The sequence below is a fragment of the Arthrobacter sp. 135MFCol5.1 genome (assembly GCF_000374865.1).
In the GTDB taxonomy this organism is placed as follows: Bacteria; Actinomycetota; Actinomycetes; order Actinomycetales; family Micrococcaceae; genus Arthrobacter.
This window is the reverse complement of sequence record NZ_KB895458.1, coordinates 101,503-124,022: the sequence shown is the minus strand read 5'-3', so window position 1 is coordinate 124,022 and position 22,520 is coordinate 101,503. Positions and strand designations below refer to the sequence as shown.

The window sequence follows — 22,520 nt, the reverse complement described above, 5'->3', positions numbered from 1 at the left end:
AGAATTGGCATTCCATCGAATTATCTTCCGAGTGGGCGGCTATCCGGGACTTTCCTCCGGATAACGAACGTTATTATTTCCCCATCTCGAAATAGTGATCTAAAGCACAATCGACGGTTTTGTCTCACCATGTGGACGAATTGGTCCATTGTTACTTGCAAGTTGGCATTGTTACGCTGCACACTTCCAATGTGAACAAGAACTCAACAGCACCTGCAGCCGCAGAATATTGGCCCAGCACATCCGCTGCTGCCGACATGCGCTGTTGTCGAATGCACGCCTGACCTTCGCACCCCTGAAGTTCTTAGGCATTCGCCCCCCAGCCCAGCGTCGGGCGTCCCTCCCCGGTCCGCGTTGACGGGGAATCCAGCATTCGAGCCGCGAGCGCGGCCATTCACATTGAGGTAAGCATTCCATGTCAGTTGCATCCGGATACGTCCACATCTCCGTCCGTAACGCCGCCAAGGCAGGCCAGCCCTCCGGCCTGCGCCCCGGTTTCGGGCCCCGCCCGTCGCTCGCTCCCACCTCCGGAAGCGCCTTCCCCGCGCAGGGCTACGCCCCGCAGGGATACAACCCGAACTCCTACGGCCAGCTCCGCGCCGTCCAGCCTGCCGAGGCCGCTCCCGTCACGGCCCCCACGCCCGTGGTGGCCGGTCCGAATGCTGTCCGCCCGGTGGCCAATGACAATGTGGCCCGCGGGTTCGTCCTGTACATGGGGATCGATGAGGAAACCGCGGCAGCAGCCGGCACCTCCATCGCCAAGCTCGCCCAGGAAATCCGTGCCTACGCCCAGTCGCTGGTTTCCGGTGCCGAGAGCTACGCCGCCGTTGCGGTAGCTCCCGCAGGCACCCCCGGGTCCGCACTCGACGTCGTCCGTTCCACGTTCGGCGACCCCACGGTCAACTCCCGCCAGCGCACCGAGGCCGCCCGTCCTGCGCAACCGCAGGAACCGCGCCCTTCCGGTGTCCTGATCGACCTCGCGCGCCGCGAAGTCCACCTCGATGGTGAATCCCTGAACCTCACCTTCAAGGAATTTGAACTCCTCAACTACCTCGTTGAGAACGGCACCCGCACCGTGGGCCGCGACGAACTGCTCGAAGGGTTGTGGCGCAACGCCGAAGAGGTGCCCAATGAGCGCACCATCGACGTCCACATCCGGCGCCTCCGTTCCAAGCTGGGCCGCCTTGCCAATACCGTCCGCACGGTCCGCGGCCAGGGCTACCGGTTCTACGAGCACCCCGAGGTTGTTGTCTGGGCCGCTCCCGAGTACTCCATCTAGCGTCGGGTTCCACCCGTCCTGCCCCACCGGGCGGGGAGCATTTTGCGGGACCATCTTAGGGGCCACGGGATTGGCTAGGCTTGGGCCATGAGTTCGCACCATGTTCGACGCCTCGTGATCATGCGCCATGCCAAGGCTGACTGGCCGGGCGGGGTGGCCGATCATGAGCGGCCGCTCGAGGAACGCGGACACCGGGAAGCGCCGCTCGCCGGGCGGTGGCTGCTCAAGCACAACATCGTCCCCGACTTCATCCTGTGCTCCAGCGCCCTGCGCACCCGGCAGACGTGCACCTGGGTCTGCTCCGAACTGGGGGACAAGGCGCCCACGCCCAAGCTTGAAGACGGCTTGTATGCGGCCTCGGCGCAGCGGATGCTCACCGTGGTCAACCACGTGCCGGACACCGTGACCACGCTGATGCTGATCGCGCACCTGCCCGGCGTGCAGGACCTGGCAATGCACCTCGCCTCCCGGGACTCCGACCACGACGCTTACATGGATGCCGCCACCCGCTTCCCCACCAATGCGCTGACCGTGCTGGAGACAGAGAAACCCTGGGCGGAACTGGATGGGCAGGACGCCAGGATTACCCGGTTCAAAGTTCCCCGGGCCCACTAGCGGCAACCCTGCGTGCGGCAATCTCCCGCAGCAGGCCCGCGACGTGCCTGATGCCGGGGCTGGCCGTCATGGTCTTGCGATGGATGAGCCCAACCTGGCGGGCCTGGACCGGGTTGACCACCGGAACGGCCACCACATCCCGGGGGAGTGCCGGCCGCCCCAGCCGGGGAACAAGCGCCACCGCCACCGCCTGCTCCACCATCGCAACATGCGTCGCGAAATCGGGATCGTACACCCGGATGTCCGGCACCCGGCCCAAATCCGCGAAAATCCGCAGCAGGGCTTCGTTGCAGATTGCCCCCGCCGGCGTGCTGATCCAGCGTTCGTCAACAAGCTCCGCCGGTGCAACCGCAGGGCGCCCCGCCAGGTGATGGCTGCGGTGCACCAGGACGTCCGCCACATCCTCGCACAGCCACTCCAGCGTCAGATGCTCCGGGATCACCAAGGGCACCGAATTCCAGTTGTGCACCAGGCCGAGGTCCGCCTCCCCGTTGGCCACCCGGGCCACGGCTTCCCGCGGATCCTCGGCCAGCACGGAGATACCCAACGGCACCCCTGACTTTTCGAGCTGTGCCAGCAGCGGGCCCACCAGTCCGCGGCAGGCCGTGGAAAATGACACCACCCGGAGGCTGCCGCTGGGTTTGGCCGGATCTGCCAGGAGCGTGGACTGCAGTTCCTCCAGTTCGGCCAGGATGCGCCGGCCGTACGCCGCCAGGGCCAGTCCGCGCTCCGTGAGCAGGACGCCGCGGCCCCGGCGCTCCAGCACCGCGAAGCCGGCTTCCTTCTCCAGCTTCTTCACCTGTTGGGACACGGCCGATGGGCTGAACCCCATGGCCTCCGAAGCCGCAATGACGGAACCGTGCTGCTCCACCGCTGCGAGGGCCCGCAGGGAGCCACTATCAATCATGAAGCAAAGGTACATGATTAACGGTATAAACCAGCGCTGGTGCTTCATCCGCAGTCCTGTCAGAGTATGGATTGTGAACCTGCGCGATTCCCTGCTTGCCGTCCTTGTCGCCCTGCTGTGGGGCCTGAATTTCGTTGCCATCGACCTCGGGCTGCACGCCGGCGGCCACGACTTCCCGCCGCTGCTGTTCGTCGCCATGCGCTTCGTCCTGGTGGTGTTCCCGTGGATCTTCTTCATCAGGAAACCGGACGTCCGCTGGAAGGCCATCCTCGGCGTCGGACTCTTCATGAGCGCCGGCCAGTTCGGCCTCCTGTACCTGGCCATGGCCTTGGGCATGCCCGCGGGGCTCGCGTCCCTGGTCCTGCAGGCGCAGGTCCTGCTGACCGTCCTCCTTGCCGCGGGCTTCCTGGGCGAACGCCCCAGCCGGCGGCAGCTGGCGGGCGTCGTGCTGGGCGTCGCCGGACTCGCCGTCGTGGCGGCAGGACGCAGCGCTGTGGCGCCGCTGCTCCCGCTGGTCATTGTCCTGGCCGCGGCGTTGTCATGGGCCGCCGGGAATGTCTTGGCCCGGAAGGCCAAAGCCGCCTCCGGCCTGGGGCTGGTGGTCTGGTCCGGGGCTGTGGTCCCGCTTCCGCTGGGCGCATTGTCCGTGCTGGTGGACGGCCCGGATACGGTGTGGCAGTCGCTGGCCACCCTGCAGATGCCCACCGTGCTCAGCGCGTTGTATACGGCAATCTTCGCCTCGCTGGTGGGTTACGGCATTTGGAACCGGCTCCTTGCCAGCCACCCGTCGTCGGCCGTAGTGCCCTTCACGCTCCTGGTCCCGGTGGTGGGCATGAGCACGGCGTGGCTGGTCCTCGCAGAGGTGCCGTCGGCAACGGAGCTGGCGGGCGGACTGCTTCTCCTGGGCGGCGTCGCGACCGCGGTGATCACCGGAACGGGCGGGCGCCGTCAGCGGCGCGGGGCTGAGCCGCTGCCGGGCCGTGGTGCCGGTTTGGGGGCCGGAGACGCGGACGACGACGGGCGCTTGGCTGCCGCCGATGTCCCGCGGGCGGGAGCGCGGGAGGCGGACGTCCGCTGACCGGGGGACGCCTGGACGCCGGATGCGTGGGGCCCGGAGGCCTGGCCGGCCCGTGGTGCGGCACCGCGCGGGCTGCGCGGCGGCCCGGACCGCTGCGATGGGTTGCGCTGCGGTGCGGTGCCCTGCGTTGTGGCCCGGGTGCCCGCCCGTGGTGCGGCCGCCGGGCGCCTGGTGGTGCCGGCCGGCCTGCGGACCGGTGCTGTACGCCGCCGGCCCGGCCAGAGCGCGCCCAGGAAGAGGATTCCGAAAGTCGCGACGGCCGCAACCCCGGCGCCCAGGAAGTAGTTGTCCGGGTCGCGGGTGGGCAGCGGGGTGCCCAGGAAGGAGGACTGGTCGTCGTACGCCAGCGTCCAGGTGCTGAGGAACGCCAGGGAAAAGCCGAGGGCCAGGGCAGTTCCGGTCCCCGCGGCGAGCAGGGCGAAGCGCCGGCGGCGGACCACGATTTCGGCCACCGCAGCCAGGTACGCCAGCGCCAGCACGCCAAAGAACGCGACGAACACCGGCTCCGCAAGGGTCATCCCCGTGAGCACCAGGAGCCCGGCGGCGACGACGCCGCAGATCACCGCAAATTTTCCGCTCTTTCCGGTATGGCGCATGTGCTCCATCATCCCCGAGGAGCGGCCTCCCCCAGGACGTAGCCGCGCATGATGGCCATGATTGCTGCAACACTTTGGTCACGGGTGCGCTCAGGATTGTAGGTCTGCCGGTCCAGGCCCACCACGAAGCAGGCGCCGAAGATGGCTGTCTCCAGGCTGCCCCGGGACACCGAGCCATCCACCGGATACGCCGCGGCCACGCTTTCCACGGCCTGGCCGATGACCTCGAGGAGCTCCCCGCGCAGGACCGCAAAGGTGCCCTGCCATTCACTGGGGATCCGCCAGTTCTCGCTGACCCACAGGCGGGCGAAGGAAGGGTATTCGGCCATGAAGTCCATGGCCTGGCCAATCATCGCTTCCATGGCCAGCAGCGGGTCCCGGCCGCTGCCGCCGTCAGCGGCCTCAAGCAGGCGTGCCTTGAGGATGTCCACCCCGTGCCGCAGCAACTGGGCGATCAGCTCGGATTTGCTGCCGAAGTTGTAATAGACCGTGCCCTTGGACACTCCTGCCGCCGCGGCGATCTCGTCCACCGTGACGTTGGCCGCCCCGCGTTCGCCGATGAGCTCCATGGAGGCGTCGAAGAGTTTCTGGCGGGTGGCGTTGGTCCGGGCAGGCCGGAGCGCTTTTGCCCCGGCCTGGGGTTCGGTGGTCATACGGCAATCTCCGGTTTCAGCGTCTTGAGTGTCCAGTACTTGTTCTTGCGCACCCCCAGGGTGGACAGGGCGGCGCCCAGTACCGTGTACCCGAGCAGGCCAACCAGGGTGGGAACAATCATGGACAGGTCCGCGCCGTAGATCAGGTGCCGCATCCCGGTCACCACGTAGCCCATGGGAAGGACCTGGTGCACAGCATGCAGCGGCTCCGGGGTGGTCTGCCACGGGAACGTGCCGCCGGAGGACACCAGCTGCAGGACCAGCAGGATCAGCACCACGAGCTTGCCCGGGGAGCCCAACAAGGCCACGATCCCCTGGATGAGGGCGCTGAACGCCATCGCCGCGGCCAGCAGGAACAGCCACATCAGGACCGGGTGCGCCGGGTTCAACCCCAGCGCCACATCCACCACCAGGGTCAGCAGGGACGCCTGCACCACCGAGACCAGCAGGAACGGCAGCCAGCCGCCCAGCGCGATCTTCCACGAGGGCGCGTTCGAGGCCAGGGCCCGCTGGGTGATGGGCCGCATCGCCTGGATCAGCATGAAGATCCCGATCCACAGGGCGAGCGTGAGGAAGAACGGTGCCAGCCCTGCGCCGTAGGAACCGGCCTTGGCCTGCGAGACATTGCTGACCGCCACAGGATCGGCCATCACCTGGGAGAGGTTGCTCTTTTGTGTGTCGTCCGGGTTGGGAACCTGGCCGGCACCCTTTCCGATCTCGTCGGCCAGGGTACGGGAGCCGGTGGCGGCCTGGCCCGCACCATCGGCGAGCTGGGCCGCGCCGGCGTCCACTTTCCGCGCCCCGTCCGCAAGGCCGGAGGCGCCGTCGACGGCGGACTGCTCACCGGTTGCCAGCGCTGCGGCCCCTGTGTGCAGCTGGTTCGCCCCGGCCGAAGCCTGCCCGATGGCGTCCTTCAGGGCCGGCATCCCGGCAGCCAGCTGGGCTGCGCCGACGCTGACCGCCTGGGAGCCGTCGGCCAGCTGCTGGACCTGTTCGGCGTCCGTCTGGATCTTGGCCTTGGCTGCTGCCACAGGACTGGACGCTGCGGCGGCATCGAAATCAGCCAGCACCTTGTCAGCCTGTTCCTGGGTCAGGACACCCGAGGCGACCAGCCTGCTGTTGGACTCCACCACCCGGGCGCGCAGCCCTTGGTCGGCTGCTTCCAGCTGGGACGCCACATCCTGGACCTTGGTGTTCAGCTGGGCGTTCCCGGCAGCCACCTGGGCCGCGCCGGAGGCAAGCGTTTGGGTATCGGAGGGCAGCGTGGCGGTCTTGTCCTTCAGCGTCGACAATCCGTTGCTGAGCTGCCCCTCGCCGTCGGTCAGCTGGTTGGCGCCGTCCCGCAGCTTCAGCTGGCCGGCGTACAACTGGTCGGCGCCGCTGCTCAAGGCGGTGGTGCCCTCGTGGAGGGTGACCGTTCCGTCCCTGAGGGTGGCCACTCCGTCGGCCAACTGGGCGGCGCCGTCCGCGGCCTGAACCATCTTGCTGTGGATGGTGCCGAAGCCGGTGAGCAGCTGGTTGGCGGTCTCCTCCCCAACCTCCTTGGCCACCGTGGTGTGGACGGCCGTGGTCAGTTTGTCCACGATGGTGCTCAACAGGTAGTTGTTGGCATCGTTCGTGGTGACGTTCAGCATGGCCTGGCTCGCGGAATCAAAGCTGCCCGGCGAGACCAGGTTTGCCGAGAAATCCTTGGGGATCTTCAGGGCGAAGGCGTACTGGCCGCTGCTGACTCCGGCGTCGGCCTCCGTTGAGCTGGACACCGGAACCCAGTGGAACACGTTGCCCTCCACCAGGCTGTCCGCCACTTTGGTTCCGGCCTCCAGCCGGGTGCCGTCGGCAGCGGTGGCGCCGGAGTCCTCGACCACCAGTGCGGCGTCGAGGCTGTTGAGGTGCCCGTAAGGATCCCAGTTCGCGTACAGGTACACCGCACCGTAGAGCAGCGGGACCATGGTCAGCGCCAGGATGGTCAGCTTGGGCAGCAGACCGCCGGTCATGCGCTTGAGTTCGGAGCGGGCCAGCCGCAGGACAGTCACTTGGCAACCTCGGTTTCGAGTTCGGTTTCCTGGTTTTCCCGGTCAGGCGCGGACTCCGCTGAGTGCTTGCCGGCCGGGGCATCGGCTTCGGTTTCGGGTATCCGTTCCGGCGCGGGTTCGGGTGCATCGTTGCCGATGTGGGCGACCGGTCCGTCCCACGAGGCGGGGACGGCACTGACGGCCGCTACGACGGCGAGGGGGCGCCCGGCGTCGTATGCCAACGCCTGGAGGCGCGGCAGCCAGGTGAGGTCATCCGCGCTGTGCCGGTCAGGGGAGTCGACCACCAGCAGGTCGGTGCCCGGGTTGGCGAGGGCCAGCGCCGTGAGCAGCTCAAGCCGCCGCCGCGGCTCGAGCTGTTCGGTCCACAGGTCCGCGATGTCCTCGAACCGGTTGACCTTGAGCCAGGGCCGGCTGAGCAGGGCGCCACGGTAGCGGCGGGGGATCAGGGCCAGGTCCTCGGTGACCAGGTCGCGGACGCTGAGGTGTTCTTCCGGCTCATTGACGCCGGGGGAGTCCACCAGGGCCGCGGCGAGGCGGAGCTGCTTGGTCCGGGAGTTGCCGTCCCAGCTGAGCTGCCCGCCGCCGGTGGCCTTCATCCTGCCGCTGAGCAGGAGTGCCAGCGCGGTGCGCTGGTCCTGCCGGTCGCCGGCAACGAGCAGCAGCTCGCCACGCGCAACCGTCAGGGAAGTGGGAGGAAGCAGCGGGTCCCGGCGTCCTTTGGCCTGGAGCTGGTGTGCTGAGAGCAAGGCTTGCCTTTCGCAGAAGAAGTCTGCATCAAGACTAACCAAACTGACCGGTCAGTTCAAATAAGACTCACAGGCCATACTTCTCCAGCAGCCGCAGCCAGACCTCACTTATGGTTGGGTAGGAAGGGACCGCGTGCCATAGCCGGTCCAGCGGAACTTCGCCCACTACCGCGATGGTGGCGGCGTGGAGCAGCTCGGCCACATCGGGCCCGGCGAAGGTGGCGCCCAGGAGGACTTTGCGGTCTTCGTCAACCACCAGCTGCGCCCACCCCTCGTAGTTCTCGGAGTGCAGGGAGGAACCAGCCACCTGGATGGGCAGCTCCACGGACGAGGCGTTGTAGCCGTCTTTCCTGGCAGTTTCCAGCGTGCGCCCCACGCTGGCCAGTTCCGGATCCGTGAAGACGACGCTGGGTACGGCGTGCTGGTTGGCCGTCTGGGCGCAGCTGGTCCAGTCGCCCGGGGCTCCCTTGAGCCCGCCCTTGGCCCGGGCGGCGATGGCGTCACCGGTGGCGCGGGCCTCGTATTTGCCCTGGTGGGTGAAGAGGTTCTTCCCGGCGGCGTCCCCTACGGCGTACAGCCAGTCGTCGTCGCCGGGGGTCCCTTCCACTAGTCCGGTGGTGTCCGTGGACAGGCTCAGGTGGCCCGATTCTCCGGGCTCGAAGCCGACACTTTCCAGGCCGAGGCCTTCCAGTGCCGGGTGCCGGCCGGTGGAGACCAGGACCTTTTCTGCCGTGACGGTGGTTCCGTCGCCCAGGCTGACGGTGAGCGTACCGTCCTCGTTTGCGCTGATCCGTTCGGTGGCCGTATGCAGCCGGAGGGTCACGCCGTCTGCCCGCAATCCCGCCGCAACCAGCGCCGCCGCTTCCTCCGGGAAGGTGCCCAGCAGGCCGCTGCGCGCCACCAGGGTAACGCTCGAGCCCAGGCGGGCGAAGGCCTGCGCGAGCTCCGTGCCGGCCACTCCGCCGCCCAGGACCGTGAGGCGTTCGGGGATCTCAGCCGCGGAGGTCGCTTCCCGGGTGCCCCAGACCTGCACGTCCTCCAGCCCCTCGATGGGAGGGTTGTTGGAGGTGGACCCGGTGGCCAGGACCACCGCGTGCCTGGCCCGCAGCAGGTGTTGCGCCCCATCCAGGCCCGCCACTTCAACCGCCTTGGGCCCGGTCAGCCAGCCGTGGCCGCGCACCAGCTCGATGCCGGTGTCCTCCGCCCAGCTGACTTGGCTGTCGTCCTGCCAGTTGGACGTGAAGTAATTGCGGCGGGCCAGGACGGCTGCGGCGTCCAGGGTTCGGGTGACGGCTTCCTTGGCGCCGGGGGTGGTCTGCGCCCCATGCAGGGCGGTGCCGGGCCGGAGCAGTGCCTTGGATGGCATGCATGCCCAGTAGGAGCATTCACCGCCAACAAGTTCCGCTTCCACCATGACGGCGCTCAGGCCCGCCTGGACCACGCGGCCCGCCACGTTTTCACCTACGGCGCCTGCGCCGATAACAACAACATCAAATTCGCGCTCAGCGGCCTCGGGCATCATGTGCACAGCCTAGCCGGGACGCGGCGCCTGGAGGGTACAAAAAAGTCCGCACCGGCGAGCCGGTGCGGACCTTGTTGGTGCGCCCAAAGGGATTCGAACCCCTGACCTTCTGTTCCGTAGACAGACGCTCTATCCAGCTGAGCTATGGGCGCATTCCGTGTCCCGGGAGAAGAACCGCTCTCCCCGAACCTCGAATTACTTTACGCGAGCCGGGGCCGTAGTGCCAAATCGAAACCCTTGTAATCTCGGCAACTAGACCGGTATAGGTGACCTTTGTCACTTAATCCGCGATTCTGCGGCAAAAATTCCTTGGATTTCCGCGGAATTCACTTTTCGTGACCGGAGATGTCAGTCAAGCTCCCAAAAAACTCCAGTGGTCCGGACCATAGCATTTAGCTCACACCGATGAACCCGAGGAAGGGAACTGCAATGGGCGATCTGGCGCAGAAGCCGCTGCTTGAGAAAGCACCCACCACACATGCCGGCTTGCTGGCATGGGTCGAAGAGGTTGCTGAGCTTACGCAGCCGGACCGCATCTACTGGGTTGACGGGTCCGAAGAGGAAAACACCCGCCTGACCGACGAGCTCGTCGCTGCCGGAACGCTCACGCGCCTCAACCAGGACCTGTTCCCCAATTCCTTCGCCGCGTTCTCGGATCCCGCCGACGTTGCCCGCGTCGAGGAGCAGACCTTCATCTGCTCGGAAAACAGGCGTGACGCCGGCTTCACCAACAACTGGATGGACCCGCGCGAGATGAAGGACAAGCTGCGCGGGCTCTTCGCCGGTTCCATGCGCGGCCGCACCATGTACGTCATCCCGTTCGTCATGGGCCACCTGGATGCCGAGGACCCCAAGTTTGGCGTGGAAATCACTGACAGCGCCTACGTTGTTGCCTCCATGCGCATCATGGCCCGCATTGGCACGGATGTCCTGAACCGGATCACCGAGACCAACGCCTTTTTCGTCCCGGCCCTGCATTCCCTGGGCGCGCCCCTGGCACCGGGCCAGGATGACGTCCCGTGGCCGTGCAACCCGGACAAGTGGATCGTCCACTTCCCCGAAGAGCGCTCCATTTGGTCCTTTGGCTCCGGCTACGGTGGAAACGCGCTGCTGGGCAAGAAGTGCTACGCCCTGCGGATCGCCTCCGTCATGGCCCGCGACGAAGGCTGGCTGGCAGAGCACATGCTCATCCTCAAGCTGACCTCCCCCGAGCAGAAGACGTACTACATTTCCGCGGCCTTCCCCTCCGCCTGCGGCAAGACCAACCTCGCCCTGCTGGATCCCACCATCAAGGGCTGGAAGGTTGAAACCCTCGGTGACGACATCACCTGGATGCGGTTCGGCAAGGAAGGCGAGCTGCGCGCCGTCAACCCCGAGGCCGGCCTGTTCGGCGTGGCACCCGGTACCGGCTGGGGCACCAACCCCAACGCCATGCGGGCCATCGCCAAGGGCAGCAGCATCTTCACGAACGTGGCGCTGACCGACGACGGCGGCGTGTGGTGGGAGGGCATGACGGACGAGGTGCCAGCGCACCTTACCGACTGGCAGGGCAACTCCTGGACGCCGGATTCGGACAAGCCCGCGGCCCACCCGAACTCACGCTTCTGCACCCCGATCGACCAGATCGACATGTTGGCCGAGGAGTACTTCAGCCCGGACGGCGTGGAGCTCTCCGCCATCCTGTTCGGCGGGCGCCGGAAGACCACCATTCCCCTGGTCACCGAGGCCCGCAGCTGGTCCAACGGCATCTTCATGGGCTCCACCCTGTCCTCCGAAACCACCGCTGCCGCCGCCGGCGCGGTCGGTGTGGTCCGGCGCGACCCCATGGCCATGCTGCCCTTCATCGGCTACGACGCAGGCGACTACCTGAACCACTGGGTAAACCTGTCCGCCAAGGCAAACCCGGAGCGCCTGCCCAAGATCTTCCTGGTCAACTGGTTCCGCCGGAACTCCGAAGGCGGCTTCGCCTGGCCCGGCTTCGGTGACAACGCCCGCGTCCTCAAGTGGGCCATCGAGCGCCTCGAAGGCACGGCGGACGCCGTCGAAACCCCCATCGGCTACGTGCCAACCGGCGAGGCCATCGACCTCGAAGGCCTGGACATGACAGCTGCGCAGGTTGAGGAGGCCGTCAAGGTCGATCCCGCCGAGTGGGCTACCGAGCTGGCCTCCATTGAAGACTGGTTCGCCAACTTCGGGGGCTCGCTGCCCGAAGCCCTGCAGTCCGAACTGGCAGGCCTCAAGGCCCGCCTGGGCTGAGCTGCCCCCTTATCAGTACGACGACGGCCCCGCACCTTTTCCCCAAAGGTGCGGGGCCGTCGTCGTACTGTGGGCCCGGGAGCGGGCCGTGGGGTGGATTCAGCTCGCGAGCCAGATGTCCGGGCCGAAGACCTCATAGTGGATCCTGGTGGCGGGAATGCCCGCGTTGATGGCTTCGTTGCGGATGTTCTTCATGAACGGCAGCGGGCCGCAGAGGTAGAGGGACGCACCGGCCGGGAGGTCCACTTCGCGCAGGGACATGAAGCCCTGCCTGGTGCCGTCCACCGGCTGCTCCAGCCAGAGTTGCAGTTCTGCGCCGTCCAGGCGCTCGACGTCGCTGGTCATCTGGCTGCGCAGGGCCCAGCTTTCCAGGGTGCTTTCCGCGTGCAGCACCAGCACCTGCCGGTCAGAGCCGGATTCGGCCAGCGACCGCAGGATGGACGCGGTGGGGGTGCAGCCGATGCCTGCGGAGGCCAGGACCACCGGGCCTTCGCCGTCCTTGAGCGTGATCTCACCGTAAGGGTTGGAAATCTCGACGACGTCGCCCACCTGGACGGTGTGGTGCAGCACGGGGGAGACCTCGCCGCCGTCGTCGAGTTTGGTGGTGAAGATGCGGCTGGTGCCGGCATCGCCGGAAAGCGAGTACTGCCGCACCTGCCGCAGTCCGTCGGGGAGCGCCACCTTGACGCTGATGTACTGGCCGGGCAAGGCGGGGGTGACGGGGGTGTCGTCGGCCGGCTCCAGGGTGAAGGTCATGGACCCGGTTCCTGCCGGTGCCTTGGCTGCCACCCGCCAGGGCGTCCACATTTTGTCGTTGGCCTGCGCGGCGTAGAGGCCCTTTTCGAGCTTGATCAGGGCGTCCGCCATCAGCCAGTACACCTCGGTCCAGGCTTCGGCGATCTCGGGGGTGATGACCTCGGCGAGGTCTTCGGCGATGGCCGCGAAGAGGTGCTCGTAGACCACCTGGTACTGCGGTTCGGTGATGCCCAGGGAGGCGTGCCGGTGCGCGATGCGGGAAAGGACCGTCTCCGGCAGGGTGCCCGGATTGTTGACCAAGTGGGTGGCGAAGGCTGCGATGCTCCCGGCGAGGGCCTGCTGCTGGTTCCCGGAGCGCTGGTTGGAGCGGCTGAACAGGCCATCCATCAGTTCGGGGTGCGCCGCGAACAGACGGGCGTAAAAGTTCGGGGTGATGGATCCGATCCTGGAGCCGACCAGCGGCAGGGTGGCCTCAATGACGGGGCGGGACTTGTCCGAGAGCATCTGAACTCCTGAGGTTATGGCCGGGGCCTTCGTCCGGCCGCATTAAAACTTGTATTTCAAATACAAGTATTTCCGCCTCAGTTCTACACTGTGTAGAAGTTGGAAATCAAACTGGCAGGTAATGCCCGGATACGTTGGGCTACAAGCCCGGGCGGAGGCCGATCACCTGGAAAACGGGCGCCATCTGGCGGGCCTGGGGAAGATCCGCGATCACCACGGAGTCGAGCTCAGCGTAGAAGGCTTCGCGTGCGCGGGCCAGGGCGCTGCGGAGCCGGCATTCGGTGATCAGTGGACAATTTCCGGCCGGCGATACGCAATCGGCCGGATCCAGCCGGGAATCGAGCTGCCGCAGGATCTGCCCCACGCTGGCGATGCGTCCGGCATGGCTGAGCTGGGACCCGCCGGAGCGGCCCCGGACAACCTCGATCAGCCCCAGGCTCCGCAGCTTGGCCATCGCCTTGCTGACGTGGTTGTAGGGCGTCCCTACCGAGTCCGCGATGCTCTGGGTGGTCAGCAGGGTGCCGTCCGGGACCGCTGCGAGCACCATGAGTGCCCGCAGGCTGACGTCGGCGAAGGCGTTGATCTTCACGGCTGCCGCTGGTCTAGTCCACCCAGATGGCGGGCTCGCTGGCGTCCGCGCCAAGCTCGCCAAAATCCCAGGACTGGGTGCTGGGGTTGGCGGCATAGGGCAGCACAGCGGCGAACAGGGAACCGTCCCGGTGCTCCGCGGCCACGTGGATGGCGTCGGAATCCTCCTCCACCAGCAGGATGTCGCACACGACGGCGGCGGCGCGGAAGTCGTCCCGGTTCTGCCGCAGGAGCGCCTGGAGGTCCTTGATCATGGCCTCGGCGTCGAAATCCCCGTCCGTGTCCTCCCCGGCTTCCGCCGGGGAGACGGCAACCAGCCGCACCTCGCCGTCGTTTTGGACCGTGAGCGCGAAGGGCAGGAAGCCGCCGTTGCGCTGGAGCTGCTCCTGGGCCGCGCTCACACCCGTGCCCAGGAGGTTCTCCAGGTCGGTTGCCGTGGCTTCCGGAACAGAATCGCGCCAGCTCTCCTGGCCGCCGGGGCCCTCCGTTGCTTGCCCGGTGTGGTCTGCCATTTGCTGCTAGGCCCGTACCAGCGAGAGGACGCGGTCGCGGACGCGCTCCATGGTGGCCCGGTCCGTCGCCTCGGCATTGAGCCGCAGGAACGGTTCGGTGTTGGAGGGGCGGAGGTTGAACCAGTAGCTGCCGTCGTTGGCCGTGAACGTGCTGCCGTCCAGGGTGTCGATGGTGAGGTCCTCGTCCGCGAAAGCCTGGCGTACCCGCTCCACCGCCGCCGGCTTGTCCTCCACCTCGGAGTTGATCTCGCCGGAGCTGACGTAGGGCTCGTATTCGCGTGCCAGGTCGGACAGCGGGCCGTCCTGCTCGCCCAGTGCTGCCAGGACATGCATGGCTGCCAGCATGCCGGTGTCCGCGTTCCAGAAATCGCGGAAGTAGAAGTGCGCGGAGTGTTCGCCGCCGAACACGGCGCCTTCCTCGGCCATGACCGCCTTGATGAACGAGTGGCCAACGCGGGTCCGGACAGCACGTCCGCCGTCGTGCTCCACCAGCTCGGCGACGGCACGGGAGGTCAGGAGGTTGTGGATGATCGTGGGCTTTTCCTCGCCCTGCGCCTTGGCGCGGGCGATCTCGCGGCGCGCCACCATCCCGGTGATGGCGGACGGGGACACGGGCTCGCCCTTCTCGTCGATGACGAAGCAGCGGTCTGCGTCGCCGTCGAAGGCCAGGCCGATGTCCGCACCGTGCTTGATGACCGCCGCCTGGAGGTCGCGGAGGTTCTCCGGCTCTAGGGGGTTGGCGGGGTGGTTGGGGAAGGATCCATCCAGTTCAAAGTAGAGCGGAACAATGTCGAACGGGAGTTTGTGCAGCAATGCGTCGCCCAGCACGGCGGGAGTGGTCAGGCCTGCCATGCCGTTGCCGGCGTCCACCACCACCTTCAGCGGGCGGGAGGCCGAGAGGTCAACCAGCTTGCGCAGGTACTCGGAGTAGTCCTTGAGGACGTCGCGGACGCTGATGCTTCCGGGGGTGCCGGCGGCGGGGATGGACCCGGTGTTGAGGTACTGCTCCGCGAGGGCCTGGATCTCCTTGAGGCCGGTTTCGGAGGAAATCGGGACGGCACCGGCCTTGGACATCTTGATGCCGTTGTAGGCGGCTGGATTGTGGCTGGCGGTGAAGGTTGCGCCGGCGCGGTTGAGGTAACCGCAGGCGAAGTACAGCTCATCGGTGGAAATCAGGTCCAGCAGCTCTACGTTGGCGCCCCTGGTTGCGGCTCCGTTGGCGAAGGCCTTGGTGAACTCGGGGGAGGAGGGGCGCATGTCACCGCCCACCACGATGGTCTGGCCTTCGAGCTTGAGGACATCCACGAACGCGGCCCCCACGGCTTCGACGATTTCGGCGGTGATCGATTCGCCCACAATCCCTCGGACGTCGTAGGCCTTGAAGGATGCCGAGAGATCAAATGTCGTTGTCTGTTCGCTAGTCACGGGCTTTATCTTACGTGGGCGGCGGACGCAGCCAAGCTGGTTCCGGGCGCACTTTCGTAACAGCTGCGCGCATTCGGGTGCACCGGCCGCAGCTTTCCACATAGCAGTCCCGGCCTGTGACCGGTGTCAGGGGGTGCTGGGATACTGAATCAATGGCCGATAACCAGTACACGTCCACCCTTGCCACTACCGCCGTTGCAGACATGGAAGGTCCCGGGACGCCGGGCACCGCCACCCACGCTCAAGCCCTCGAGGTCCTTCGCGGCCTGGTGGGGCATCCCGATGCGGTGTTCCACGACGGGCAGTTTGAAGCCATTGAGGCATTGGTCGACGCCGGGCGGCGGGCTTTGGTGGTCCAGCGCACCGGCTGGGGCAAGTCTGCGGTGTACTTCGTGGCTTCCCTGCTGCTGCGGCGCCGGGGCGCCGGGCCCACGCTGATCGTCTCGCCCTTGCTCGCCCTCATGCGCGACCAAGTGGCCGCCGCTGCGAGGGCCGGGGTGCGCGCCGTGGCCATCAACTCCGCCAACCAGCTGGAGTGGGACACGGTCCGTGAGCAGTTGGCTGCCGACGACGTGGACGTCCTCCTGGTTTCCCCGGAACGGCTGACCAATCCCACCTTCCGTGAAAACCAGTTGCCCGAACTCCTACGTCGGACCGGCCTGCTGGTCATCGACGAAGCCCACTGCATCTCCGACTGGGGCCACGACTTCCGCCCCGACTACCGCCGCATCGCCGACCTCATCACGCGGCTGCCGGATTCCGTGCCGGTCCTGGCCACTACGGCCACGGCCAATTCGCGGGTGGTGCACGATATCGAGGAACAACTCGGGGCAGGGGTCCTGACCATCCGCGGCGCCCTGGGCCGCGATTCGCTCCGGCTCGGCGTCCTGTCACTTCCTGATTCCAAAGCGCGCCTGGGCTGGCTGCTGACGCACCTCGCAGACCTCCCCGGCAGCGGCATCATCTACACCCTGACGGTGTCCGCAGCGGAGGACACCGCCAGGCTGCTGGCCGAGGCCGGGCACCACGTGCTCGCCTACACCGGCCGGACCGATCCGGCCGACCGGGAAAGGGCGGAGCAACTGCTGAAGGACAACGAGGTCAAGGCGCTGGTTGCCACGTCGGCACTGGGTATGGGTTTCGACAAACCGGACCTCGGCTTCGTTGTCCACCTGGGCGCACCGTCGTCACCCGTGGCCTATTACCAGCAGGTGGGACGTGCCGGCCGCGGCGCCGCCAACGCAGACGTCCTGCTGCTGCCCGGCTCCGAGGACCGCGAAATCTGGCAATACTTCGCCACCGCGTCCATGCCGTCCGAGGAGAAGGCCGGGGCCGTCCTGACCGCACTGGCCGAGGCCGGAACGGCCCTGTCAACGGTGGCGCTGGAAGCCAGGGTGGACCTGCGGCGCACCCCGCTTGAGCTGCTGCTGAAGGTGCTTTCCGTGGACGGCGCCGTGGAACGGGTGGGCGGCGGCTGGCGTGCCACCGGGCAACCCTGGACCTACGACGCCGAACGCTACAGCCGGATCGCCGAGGCGCGCGTGGACGAGCAGGACTCCATGGTGATCTACCAGGACACCGCGGGCTGCCGGATGGAGTACATCACCTCGGTCCTGGACGATGAGACGGCCCGGCCCTGCGGCCGGTGCGACAACTGCGCAGGCCAATGGTTCCCCGTCGACGTCGCGGCCGAGGCCACGGCGGCCGCCGGCCAGACCCTGAGCAGGGCGGGCGGAGTCCTGGAACCGCGCCTGCAGTGGCCCAGCGGCATGGACCGCCTGGGGGTTCCGGTGAAGGGCAAGCTCAAGCCCGGGGAAGGCCTTGCGGACGGGCGGGTCCTCGCGCGGCTGACGGACCTGGGCTGGGGCGGGGCCTTGCGGGAGCTGTTCGCCTCCGGCGCGGAGGACCGGGCGGTGGATCCCGGCATGCTCCAGGCCTGCGTGCAGGTGTTGCGCGAATGGGGCACCGGGGATGCCCGGAACCCGGGGTGGAGCGGAGCCGGCAGGCCGGCTGCGATCGTCAGCATCCCTTCCCGGAGCAAACCGCAGCTGGTGGGTTCGCTGGCCCGCGGGATCTCGGATATCGGCCGCATCCCCTACCTTGGCGAGCTGCAGTTGGCGCACGGCGGTCCCACCGGCGGCCGTGGCGGGAACAGTGCGTACCGTCTGGCCGGAGTGTGGGACCGGCTGGTGGTGGGGCCGGAACTTGGGGCCACGCTGCAGTCCGTCCAGGGCCAGCCGGTCATGCTGATTGACGACCTCGTGGACAGCCGGTGGACCCTCACGGTCGCGGGGCGCGCCCTTGGGCAGGCCGGGGCGGGAGCGGTGCTTCCCCTGGTTTTGGCCCAGGCCGGCTGACGGCAGCGCCGGCGTGCCGCGGCAGCAGGAGGCTGTCCGCGGTGCTGGCCAGCATCAGGACGGCCATGGCGAGGAACGCGGCCCGGAATGGCCCGGCGGCGTCCGGGTGCCCGAGGGAAACCCCATCAAACGTCCGGATCAACAGGGCTGCGGCGGCGATTCCCGAGCCCGTCGCAAGCTGCACCAGGGTCGCCGACACCGTGTTGGCGGAGGTGAGTTGGGCCGGCGGGATGTCCGCGTACTGGACGGACGCATATGACGAAAAGCCGATGGAGCGGAACGCCCCGCTGCAGACCAGCAGTGCGAACATCAATGCTTCCGGGGTCTCAGGCGTCAGCAGGGCGCAGGCGGCGAACGTCAGGGCGGACGCCAGCGAGGCAAACACCAGCATCGCCTTGAAGCCAAATTTCCTGATCAACGGCGTGGTGGCCGGCTTGATGCCGATGTTGCCGATGAACACTGCGGCCACGAGTGCTCCGGCATGCAGGGGAGTCCATCCGAATCCGGTCTGGAACATCAGCGGCAACAGGAAGGGGACCGAGCTGATGGTCACCCGGTACACGAAACCGCCGGTAGCCATGGCCCGGAACGTGCGGGCGCGGAAGACTTGCAGGTTGAACAGCGGATGCGGGGTGCGCCGCATCCACAAAACGGCCCCCGTGAGCGCTGCGGCCCCGGCGGCGGCGCTGATCCCGGCCCAGGGCAGTTCGGGGTGGCTGCTGGCAAGTTCCAGGCCGGCCACGAGCGCTCCGACCCCGACCGTGGTCAGTGCCATGCCGGGCCAGTCCAAGCGTCGGCCGGGATCGCCCGGCGCCACCGGGACCAGCCGGAGCGAAGCCAGGAACGCAGCGGCACCGAGCGGAAGGTTGACCAGGAAAATCCAGTGCCACGACAGGTAGGTGGTGAGCGCTCCGCCCACCAGCGGGGCGAGGACCGGTGCCAGGAGCCCGGGCCACACCAGGAACGCGGTGGCGCGCAGCAACTCGGACTTCGGTGTGCCGCGCAGGACCACCAGGGTGCCCACCGGGACCATCATGGCCCCGCCCGCTCCCTGGGCAATACGGCTCAAGGTCAGGGAGGTGAGGTCCTGGCTGAGGGCGCAGGCGAGCGACGCCAGGGTGAAGACGGAGATTGCCAGGCAGAAGATCCGGCGGGCACCAAACCGTTCTGCCAGCCAGCCGCTGAGGGGGATGCCGATGGCGACGGTCAGCAGGTACGCGGTCATGGTGATGTTCACGTCCGCGGCGGCGATGGCGAAGTCCGCGGAAATGCTGGGGATGGCGGTGGTGAGGACCGTTCCGTCCAGGAACTCCATGAAGAAGGTCGCCGCCACCAGGAGTGCCAGGCGAGGATTCCATGCCGTCCGGGTGCCCTCGGGCCGGGGTAAGTTGCTGCGTGCCGCCATGGGCCAATCCTGCCACCGCGCCCGCAGGCACCGCTCGCCACGTCCGGCTGCCGGACAGCGTTTTCCAGACGGGCGGGGCGTAACGTCCGCCGTATCAGAAGAGTGTTCGCGACTTCAACCCCTCAAGGTGCGGATGCGCGAACCGGCTTAGGACTGGCCAGGGGCGCCCCCGAGGCCGGGCCCGGAAACGCAAAAGGCCCCGGTCCAGGGACCGGGGCCAAACGCGGAGACGGGGGGATTTGAACCCCCGGTCGAGTTTAACCCCGACCCTTCATTAGCAGTGAAGTCCATTCGGCCGCTCTGGCACGTCTCCAATTGCTATTCCTAGCCCACCAAGGATACGCAGATACGGCCATGCAGTGCAAAACGGTGCCCGGCCGGGCAAACCCGCCGGCCGCAACGGCGCCACCCCTCGCAGCCGGGCCCGGGATGCCGGTGCAGGGAGGTCCTAGGGGAGGCGTTGCTCGGCGCGGACCATCCGGATTTCCGGCAGGTCCTCCCAGTCCGCCAGGACATCCCGTGCGCCGTCAGGTTCAAAGCCGAAGCGGCGGTAGAAACCGATGGCGTTGCTGTTCGCTGCCGCCACCCAGAGGCTCGCCGCCTGGGTGCCCAGCGCAGTGGTCAGCAGTCGGCCGCCAAGGCCGAGGTGCTGGTGCGAGGCCAGCACATACAACCCCCACAGCTCCAGGTCGCCGGAAGCCGGCGGCGGGTGCCCCTCGGGGGAACCCGGGGCGGGCAGCCGCCGCCGTCCGGCGAAACCGACCACCGTTGCGCCGTCGCAGGCCACCCACGCCTCGGCGGGGTCCGGGCGGTCCAGCAGGTGCCGCCACAGGGCAAGCCGGCCTGCGGGATCCACCGAGGCAAGGAAGGCATCAGTCAACATGCCCCGGTACGTTTCCCGCCAGCAGCGGATGTGTACCTGGGCCAGCTGCTCGATGTCCCCGGCCACAGCCCTGCGGACCGCCACCCCGGCCGCCATTCAGCCCGCCAGCGCCTTCCAGAGGAAATGCTGGCTGCGGGCCTGGAGCGCGGCAGCCTGCCGGTTGTCGGAGGCGCCGGCGTGGCCGCCTTCCAGCGCTTCGTGGAACCACACGTTCGGGATCCCCATTGCCAGCATCCGGGCGGCCATCTTCCGGGCTTGGACCGGGCCCACCCGGTCGTCCGAGGTGGCCGTCCAGATGAAGGTTTCCGGGTACTCCACCGCGTCCTTGAGCAGGTGGTACGGCGAAAAGGTCCTGATGTACTCCCATTGCTCGGGAACATCCGGGTCGCCGTACTCGGCGATCCAGGAGTGCCCGGCGGACAGCTTGGTGTAGCGGCGCATATCCAGCAGCGGCACACCGCAGGAGACTGCCCTGAAAAGTTCCGGATACCGGGTGAGCATGTTCCCCACCAGCAGGCCGCCGTTGGAGCCGCCCACGCAACCGAGCCGCCGCGGAGAGGTCACTCCGCGTGAGATCAGGTCCCGGGCCACCGCTGCGAAGTCCTGGTAGGCCTTATGCCGGTTTTCCTTCAGTGCGGCACGGTGCCAGGCCGGCCCGTACTCGCCGCCGCCGCGGATGTTCGCCACCACGTACACCCCGCCGCGCGAGTGCGGCGCCCTCCCGTCGCTGCCGTCCGACAAGGCCGTCCGCCGCTCCAGCCAGGCCCTGCCGACCGTGCCGCTGTACGCGGGCGTCCGGGAGACCTCAAACCCGCCGTAGCCGGAGAGCTGGGTGGGGTTCTGCCCGTCCAAGGCCAGCCCGCGCGGGGCTACCTGGAAATACGGGACCCGGGTGCCGTCGTCGGACACGGCGAAGTGCTGCTCCACCTCATAGTCGGCGTCAGCGAAGAACGACGGCGAGGCCTTGATGGCGGCGTGCCGGCTCACCACGCCGGTCGCTCCGTCGCCCGCCCTGTCCGGGGCGCTCCGCTCCAGGGTGCCACGCATAAGGGTGGTGGGGGTGGTGAAGCCCGTGGCGATGAGCCAAAAGTCATCGCCTGCGCCGCCGTTGGCCGGTTCGTCGTCCTCGTCGTCCACGGCGTAGGCGTTCACGTCGTGCAGCGGCGGGCACGCGTCCAGGGGCGTGGCCGCCCAGCCGCCGTCGGCCGGCCGGGAGGGATCCAGCACCCGGATCTCGGAGGAAACGTCGCTGAGCAGGTTGAGCAGCAGGAAGTTCCGGGTCCAGCTCCAGGACTGCAGCGAGGTGTGGGCATCGGGCGTGAACAGGACCATGAGTTGCCGGTTGCCCGCGAGGTAGTCCTCGAACCCGGCCGCGAGCAGGGCCCCGGACGGGTACGTGGTGCCGTCCACGGCCCAGTCCTGCTGCGGACGGAAGAGCAGCCATTCGCGGTGGGCGCTCACGTTGACGTCCGTGGGCACGTCGATCGGCACCCACTCGTCGCCCCGCAGCACCAGGTTGGTGCGGTTGAAGAAGTCGATGTAGTCCACCGCGAAGGTGCGCTCAAAGCCGGGGGTGGAATCGTGCGCCACGATGGCCATCATGTGGTCCTCGGGCACCTCGAACAGGCGTGGGGCGCCGGCCAGGGAACCGCCGCGCCTGAGGGTCACCGCGGTCCGGGCGTACGAGGACGCCGTCCTGGGCAGGCCGTCCGCGGTGGAGGCAACCAGCAGGGTGTCCGCGTCCAGCCAGGACACGTTGCCTTTGGCGGTCGGGAGGTCGAATCCGCCCTCCGCCGGATCCACGAAGCCGCGTGCTTCGACGTCGAACTCGCGGTACCGGTTCGCGTCGCCGCCGTCGGGGGAGAGGGCCAGCAGGGCCAGCCGGTAGGGCTCGCCCGCGGCCGGACGCAGGAACGTGGCGCCGTGGAACACCCACTCTTCGCCCTCAGCCTTGGCCAGTGCATCGATGTCCAGCAGGACGTCCCACTCCGGGGAATCGGTGCAGTAGCTCTCCCACGTGGTGCGGCGCCAGAGGCCCTTGGGGTTCTGCCGGTCCTTCCAGAAGTTGTAGTACCAGTCGCCGCGCTTGCCCACCATGGCGATCCGGTCGGTGGAATCCAGGACTTCGAGGATGCCCGCTTCCAAGTCCCTGTAGTCAGCGCCCTCGAGCAGGTCCTCGGTGCGGGAGTTCTGCTCTTTGACCCAGGCCAGCTGCTCCTCGCCGTAGATGTCCTCCAGCCAGACATTCTCGTCGACTGGTTCGGGAGCGGAGCCCGGGGACGGGGTAGCGGTGGTGTCCCGGCCAGGACCGGGAACGGACGCTTGATCAGCTGCTGTGGTGGTCATGCGCCCCATCCAAACAACATCCCCCGAGGCTGGCAAGTCAAGCGTGCGGGGCGCCGGTT

General features: G+C 67.8%; 17 protein-coding genes and 2 tRNA genes. 5 read left to right on the top strand and 14 right to left on the bottom strand.

Translation table 11 applies throughout. The annotated features are described in order from the left end of the window. Positions 1–415 precede the first annotated feature (415 nt). Together C563_RS0112465 and C563_RS0112460 are read left to right on the top strand one after the other, a co-directional pair. Positions 416–1,279, top strand: coding sequence for a winged helix-turn-helix domain-containing protein (locus tag C563_RS0112465; protein ID WP_018762395.1), 864 nt, complete (start codon positions 416–418; stop codon positions 1,277–1,279). Positions 1,280–1,366: 87 nt separating this feature from the next. Beyond that, the gene (locus C563_RS0112460; RefSeq protein ID WP_026264758.1) at positions 1,367–1,894 is read left to right on the top strand and encodes a SixA phosphatase family protein; all 528 of its coding nucleotides are present in this window, start codon (positions 1,367–1,369) and stop codon (positions 1,892–1,894) included. On the opposite strand, the gene C563_RS0112455 is transcribed toward C563_RS0112460, so the two are convergent. Further along, positions 1,872–2,801, bottom strand: coding sequence for a LysR family transcriptional regulator (locus C563_RS0112455; RefSeq protein WP_043424126.1), 930 nt, complete (start codon positions 2,799–2,801; stop codon positions 1,872–1,874). The genes C563_RS0112460 and C563_RS0112455 overlap by 23 nt on opposite strands. 73 nt (positions 2,802–2,874) lie before the next feature. On the opposite strand from C563_RS0112455, the gene C563_RS0112450 reads away from it, so the two are divergent. Then, positions 2,875–3,879, top strand: coding sequence for an EamA family transporter (locus C563_RS0112450; RefSeq protein ID WP_018762392.1), 1,005 nt, complete (start codon positions 2,875–2,877; stop codon positions 3,877–3,879). A gap of 604 nt (positions 3,880–4,483) precedes the next feature. Here C563_RS0112450 and C563_RS0112440 read toward each other — a convergent pair. The 5 genes from C563_RS0112440 to C563_RS0112420 form a co-directional block, all read right to left on the bottom strand. Further along, positions 4,484–5,128: a TetR/AcrR family transcriptional regulator gene (locus C563_RS0112440; protein ID WP_018762391.1), complete on the bottom strand. Its 645-nt coding sequence runs from the start codon at positions 5,126–5,128 to the stop codon at positions 4,484–4,486. Beyond that, positions 5,125–7,161 (bottom strand): YhgE/Pip family protein, encoded by a 2,037-nt coding sequence (locus tag C563_RS0112435; protein WP_018762390.1) that lies wholly within the window; start codon positions 7,159–7,161, stop codon positions 5,125–5,127. Before C563_RS0112435 ends, C563_RS0112440 begins: the two co-directional genes overlap by 4 nt. Beyond that, positions 7,158–7,907 carry a hypothetical protein gene (locus C563_RS0112430; RefSeq protein ID WP_018762389.1) on the bottom strand — a complete coding sequence of 250 codons (750 nt, stop codon included), beginning with the start codon at positions 7,905–7,907 and terminating at the stop codon, positions 7,158–7,160. The genes C563_RS0112435 and C563_RS0112430 overlap by 4 nt, the downstream gene beginning before the upstream one ends. A gap of 67 nt (positions 7,908–7,974) precedes the next feature. Further along, positions 7,975–9,429 carry a dihydrolipoyl dehydrogenase family protein gene (locus tag C563_RS0112425; RefSeq protein ID WP_018762388.1) on the bottom strand — a complete coding sequence of 485 codons (1,455 nt, stop codon included), beginning with the start codon at positions 9,427–9,429 and terminating at the stop codon, positions 7,975–7,977. Between the two features lie 75 nt (positions 9,430–9,504). Next, positions 9,505–9,581 (bottom strand) — tRNA-Arg (locus C563_RS0112420). Between the two features lie 277 nt (positions 9,582–9,858). On the opposite strand from C563_RS0112420, the gene C563_RS0112415 reads away from it, so the two are divergent. After that, on the top strand, positions 9,859–11,685 hold the full coding sequence (locus C563_RS0112415; RefSeq protein ID WP_018762387.1) for a phosphoenolpyruvate carboxykinase (GTP): 1,827 nt from the start codon (positions 9,859–9,861) through the stop codon (positions 11,683–11,685). Positions 11,686–11,784: 99 nt separating this feature from the next. On the opposite strand, the gene C563_RS0112410 is transcribed toward C563_RS0112415, so the two are convergent. The 4 genes from C563_RS0112410 to C563_RS0112395 all read right to left on the bottom strand — a co-directional run bounded on the left by C563_RS0112410 (position 11,785) and on the right by C563_RS0112395 (position 15,470). Further along, complete coding sequence (locus C563_RS0112410; protein ID WP_018762386.1) at positions 11,785–12,945, bottom strand: globin domain-containing protein; 1,161 nt, start codon at positions 12,943–12,945, stop codon at positions 11,785–11,787. A 139-nt stretch (positions 12,946–13,084) separates the two neighbouring features. Beyond that, positions 13,085–13,534, bottom strand: coding sequence for an RrF2 family transcriptional regulator (locus C563_RS0112405; protein WP_018762385.1), 450 nt, complete (start codon positions 13,532–13,534; stop codon positions 13,085–13,087). 13 nt (positions 13,535–13,547) lie between these two features. Continuing rightward, a complete protein-coding gene (locus C563_RS0112400) occupies positions 13,548–14,045 on the bottom strand; it encodes a hypothetical protein (protein ID WP_018762384.1) in 498 nt (165 codons plus the stop codon). 6 nt (positions 14,046–14,051) lie between these two features. Beyond that, positions 14,052–15,470, bottom strand: a complete 1,419-nt coding sequence (locus C563_RS0112395; protein WP_026264756.1) for a phosphomannomutase/phosphoglucomutase — start codon at positions 15,468–15,470, stop codon at positions 14,052–14,054. A gap of 152 nt (positions 15,471–15,622) precedes the next feature. Between C563_RS0112395 and C563_RS0112390 the strand changes: the two genes are divergently transcribed. After that, positions 15,623–17,827 (top strand): RecQ family ATP-dependent DNA helicase, encoded by a 2,205-nt coding sequence (locus C563_RS0112390; RefSeq protein ID WP_018762382.1) that lies wholly within the window; start codon positions 15,623–15,625, stop codon positions 17,825–17,827. Here C563_RS0112390 and C563_RS0112385 read toward each other — a convergent pair. From C563_RS0112385 to C563_RS0112370, 4 genes are all read right to left on the bottom strand, one after another. Next, the gene (locus C563_RS0112385) at positions 17,751–19,232 is read right to left on the bottom strand and encodes an MFS transporter (protein ID WP_018762381.1); all 1,482 of its coding nucleotides are present in this window, start codon (positions 19,230–19,232) and stop codon (positions 17,751–17,753) included. The two genes, C563_RS0112390 and C563_RS0112385, sit on opposite strands and share 77 nt — an antisense overlap. 224 nt (positions 19,233–19,456) lie before the next feature. Continuing rightward, positions 19,457–19,545, bottom strand: a tRNA-Ser gene (locus C563_RS0112380). A 135-nt stretch (positions 19,546–19,680) separates the two neighbouring features. Then, on the bottom strand, positions 19,681–20,211 hold the full coding sequence (locus tag C563_RS0112375) for a GNAT family N-acetyltransferase (protein WP_018762380.1): 531 nt from the start codon (positions 20,209–20,211) through the stop codon (positions 19,681–19,683). Then, the gene (locus tag C563_RS0112370; protein WP_018762379.1) at positions 20,212–22,461 is read right to left on the bottom strand and encodes a prolyl oligopeptidase family serine peptidase; all 2,250 of its coding nucleotides are present in this window, start codon (positions 22,459–22,461) and stop codon (positions 20,212–20,214) included. Positions 22,462–22,520: the final 59 nt, after the last annotated feature.

What these genes read in the sequence shown, in the direction of transcription:
- C563_RS0112400 (WP_018762384.1), bottom strand. Translation starts at nt 14,045, where the DNA reads ATGGCAGACCACACCGGGCAAGCAACGGAGGGCCCCGGCGGCCAGGAG.
- C563_RS0112370 (WP_018762379.1), bottom strand. Translation starts at nt 22,461, where the DNA reads ATGACCACCACAGCAGCTGATCAAGCGTCCGTTCCCGGTCCTGGCCGG.
- C563_RS0112415 (WP_018762387.1), top strand. Translation starts at nt 9,859, where the DNA reads ATGGGCGATCTGGCGCAGAAGCCGCTGCTTGAGAAAGCACCCACCACA.
- C563_RS0112385 (WP_018762381.1), bottom strand. Translation starts at nt 19,232, where the DNA reads ATGGCGGCACGCAGCAACTTACCCCGGCCCGAGGGCACCCGGACGGCA.
- C563_RS0112375 (WP_018762380.1), bottom strand. Translation starts at nt 20,211, where the DNA reads ATGGCGGCCGGGGTGGCGGTCCGCAGGGCTGTGGCCGGGGACATCGAG.
- C563_RS0112390 (WP_018762382.1), top strand. Translation starts at nt 15,623, where the DNA reads ATGGCCGATAACCAGTACACGTCCACCCTTGCCACTACCGCCGTTGCA.
- C563_RS0112465 (WP_018762395.1), top strand. Translation starts at nt 416, where the DNA reads ATGTCAGTTGCATCCGGATACGTCCACATCTCCGTCCGTAACGCCGCC.
- C563_RS0112455 (WP_043424126.1), bottom strand. Translation starts at nt 2,801, where the DNA reads ATGATTGATAGTGGCTCCCTGCGGGCCCTCGCAGCGGTGGAGCAGCAC.
- C563_RS0112460 (WP_026264758.1), top strand. Translation starts at nt 1,367, where the DNA reads ATGAGTTCGCACCATGTTCGACGCCTCGTGATCATGCGCCATGCCAAG.
- C563_RS0112440 (WP_018762391.1), bottom strand. Translation starts at nt 5,128, where the DNA reads ATGACCACCGAACCCCAGGCCGGGGCAAAAGCGCTCCGGCCTGCCCGG.
- C563_RS0112410 (WP_018762386.1), bottom strand. Translation starts at nt 12,945, where the DNA reads ATGCTCTCGGACAAGTCCCGCCCCGTCATTGAGGCCACCCTGCCGCTG.
- C563_RS0112425 (WP_018762388.1), bottom strand. Translation starts at nt 9,429, where the DNA reads ATGATGCCCGAGGCCGCTGAGCGCGAATTTGATGTTGTTGTTATCGGC.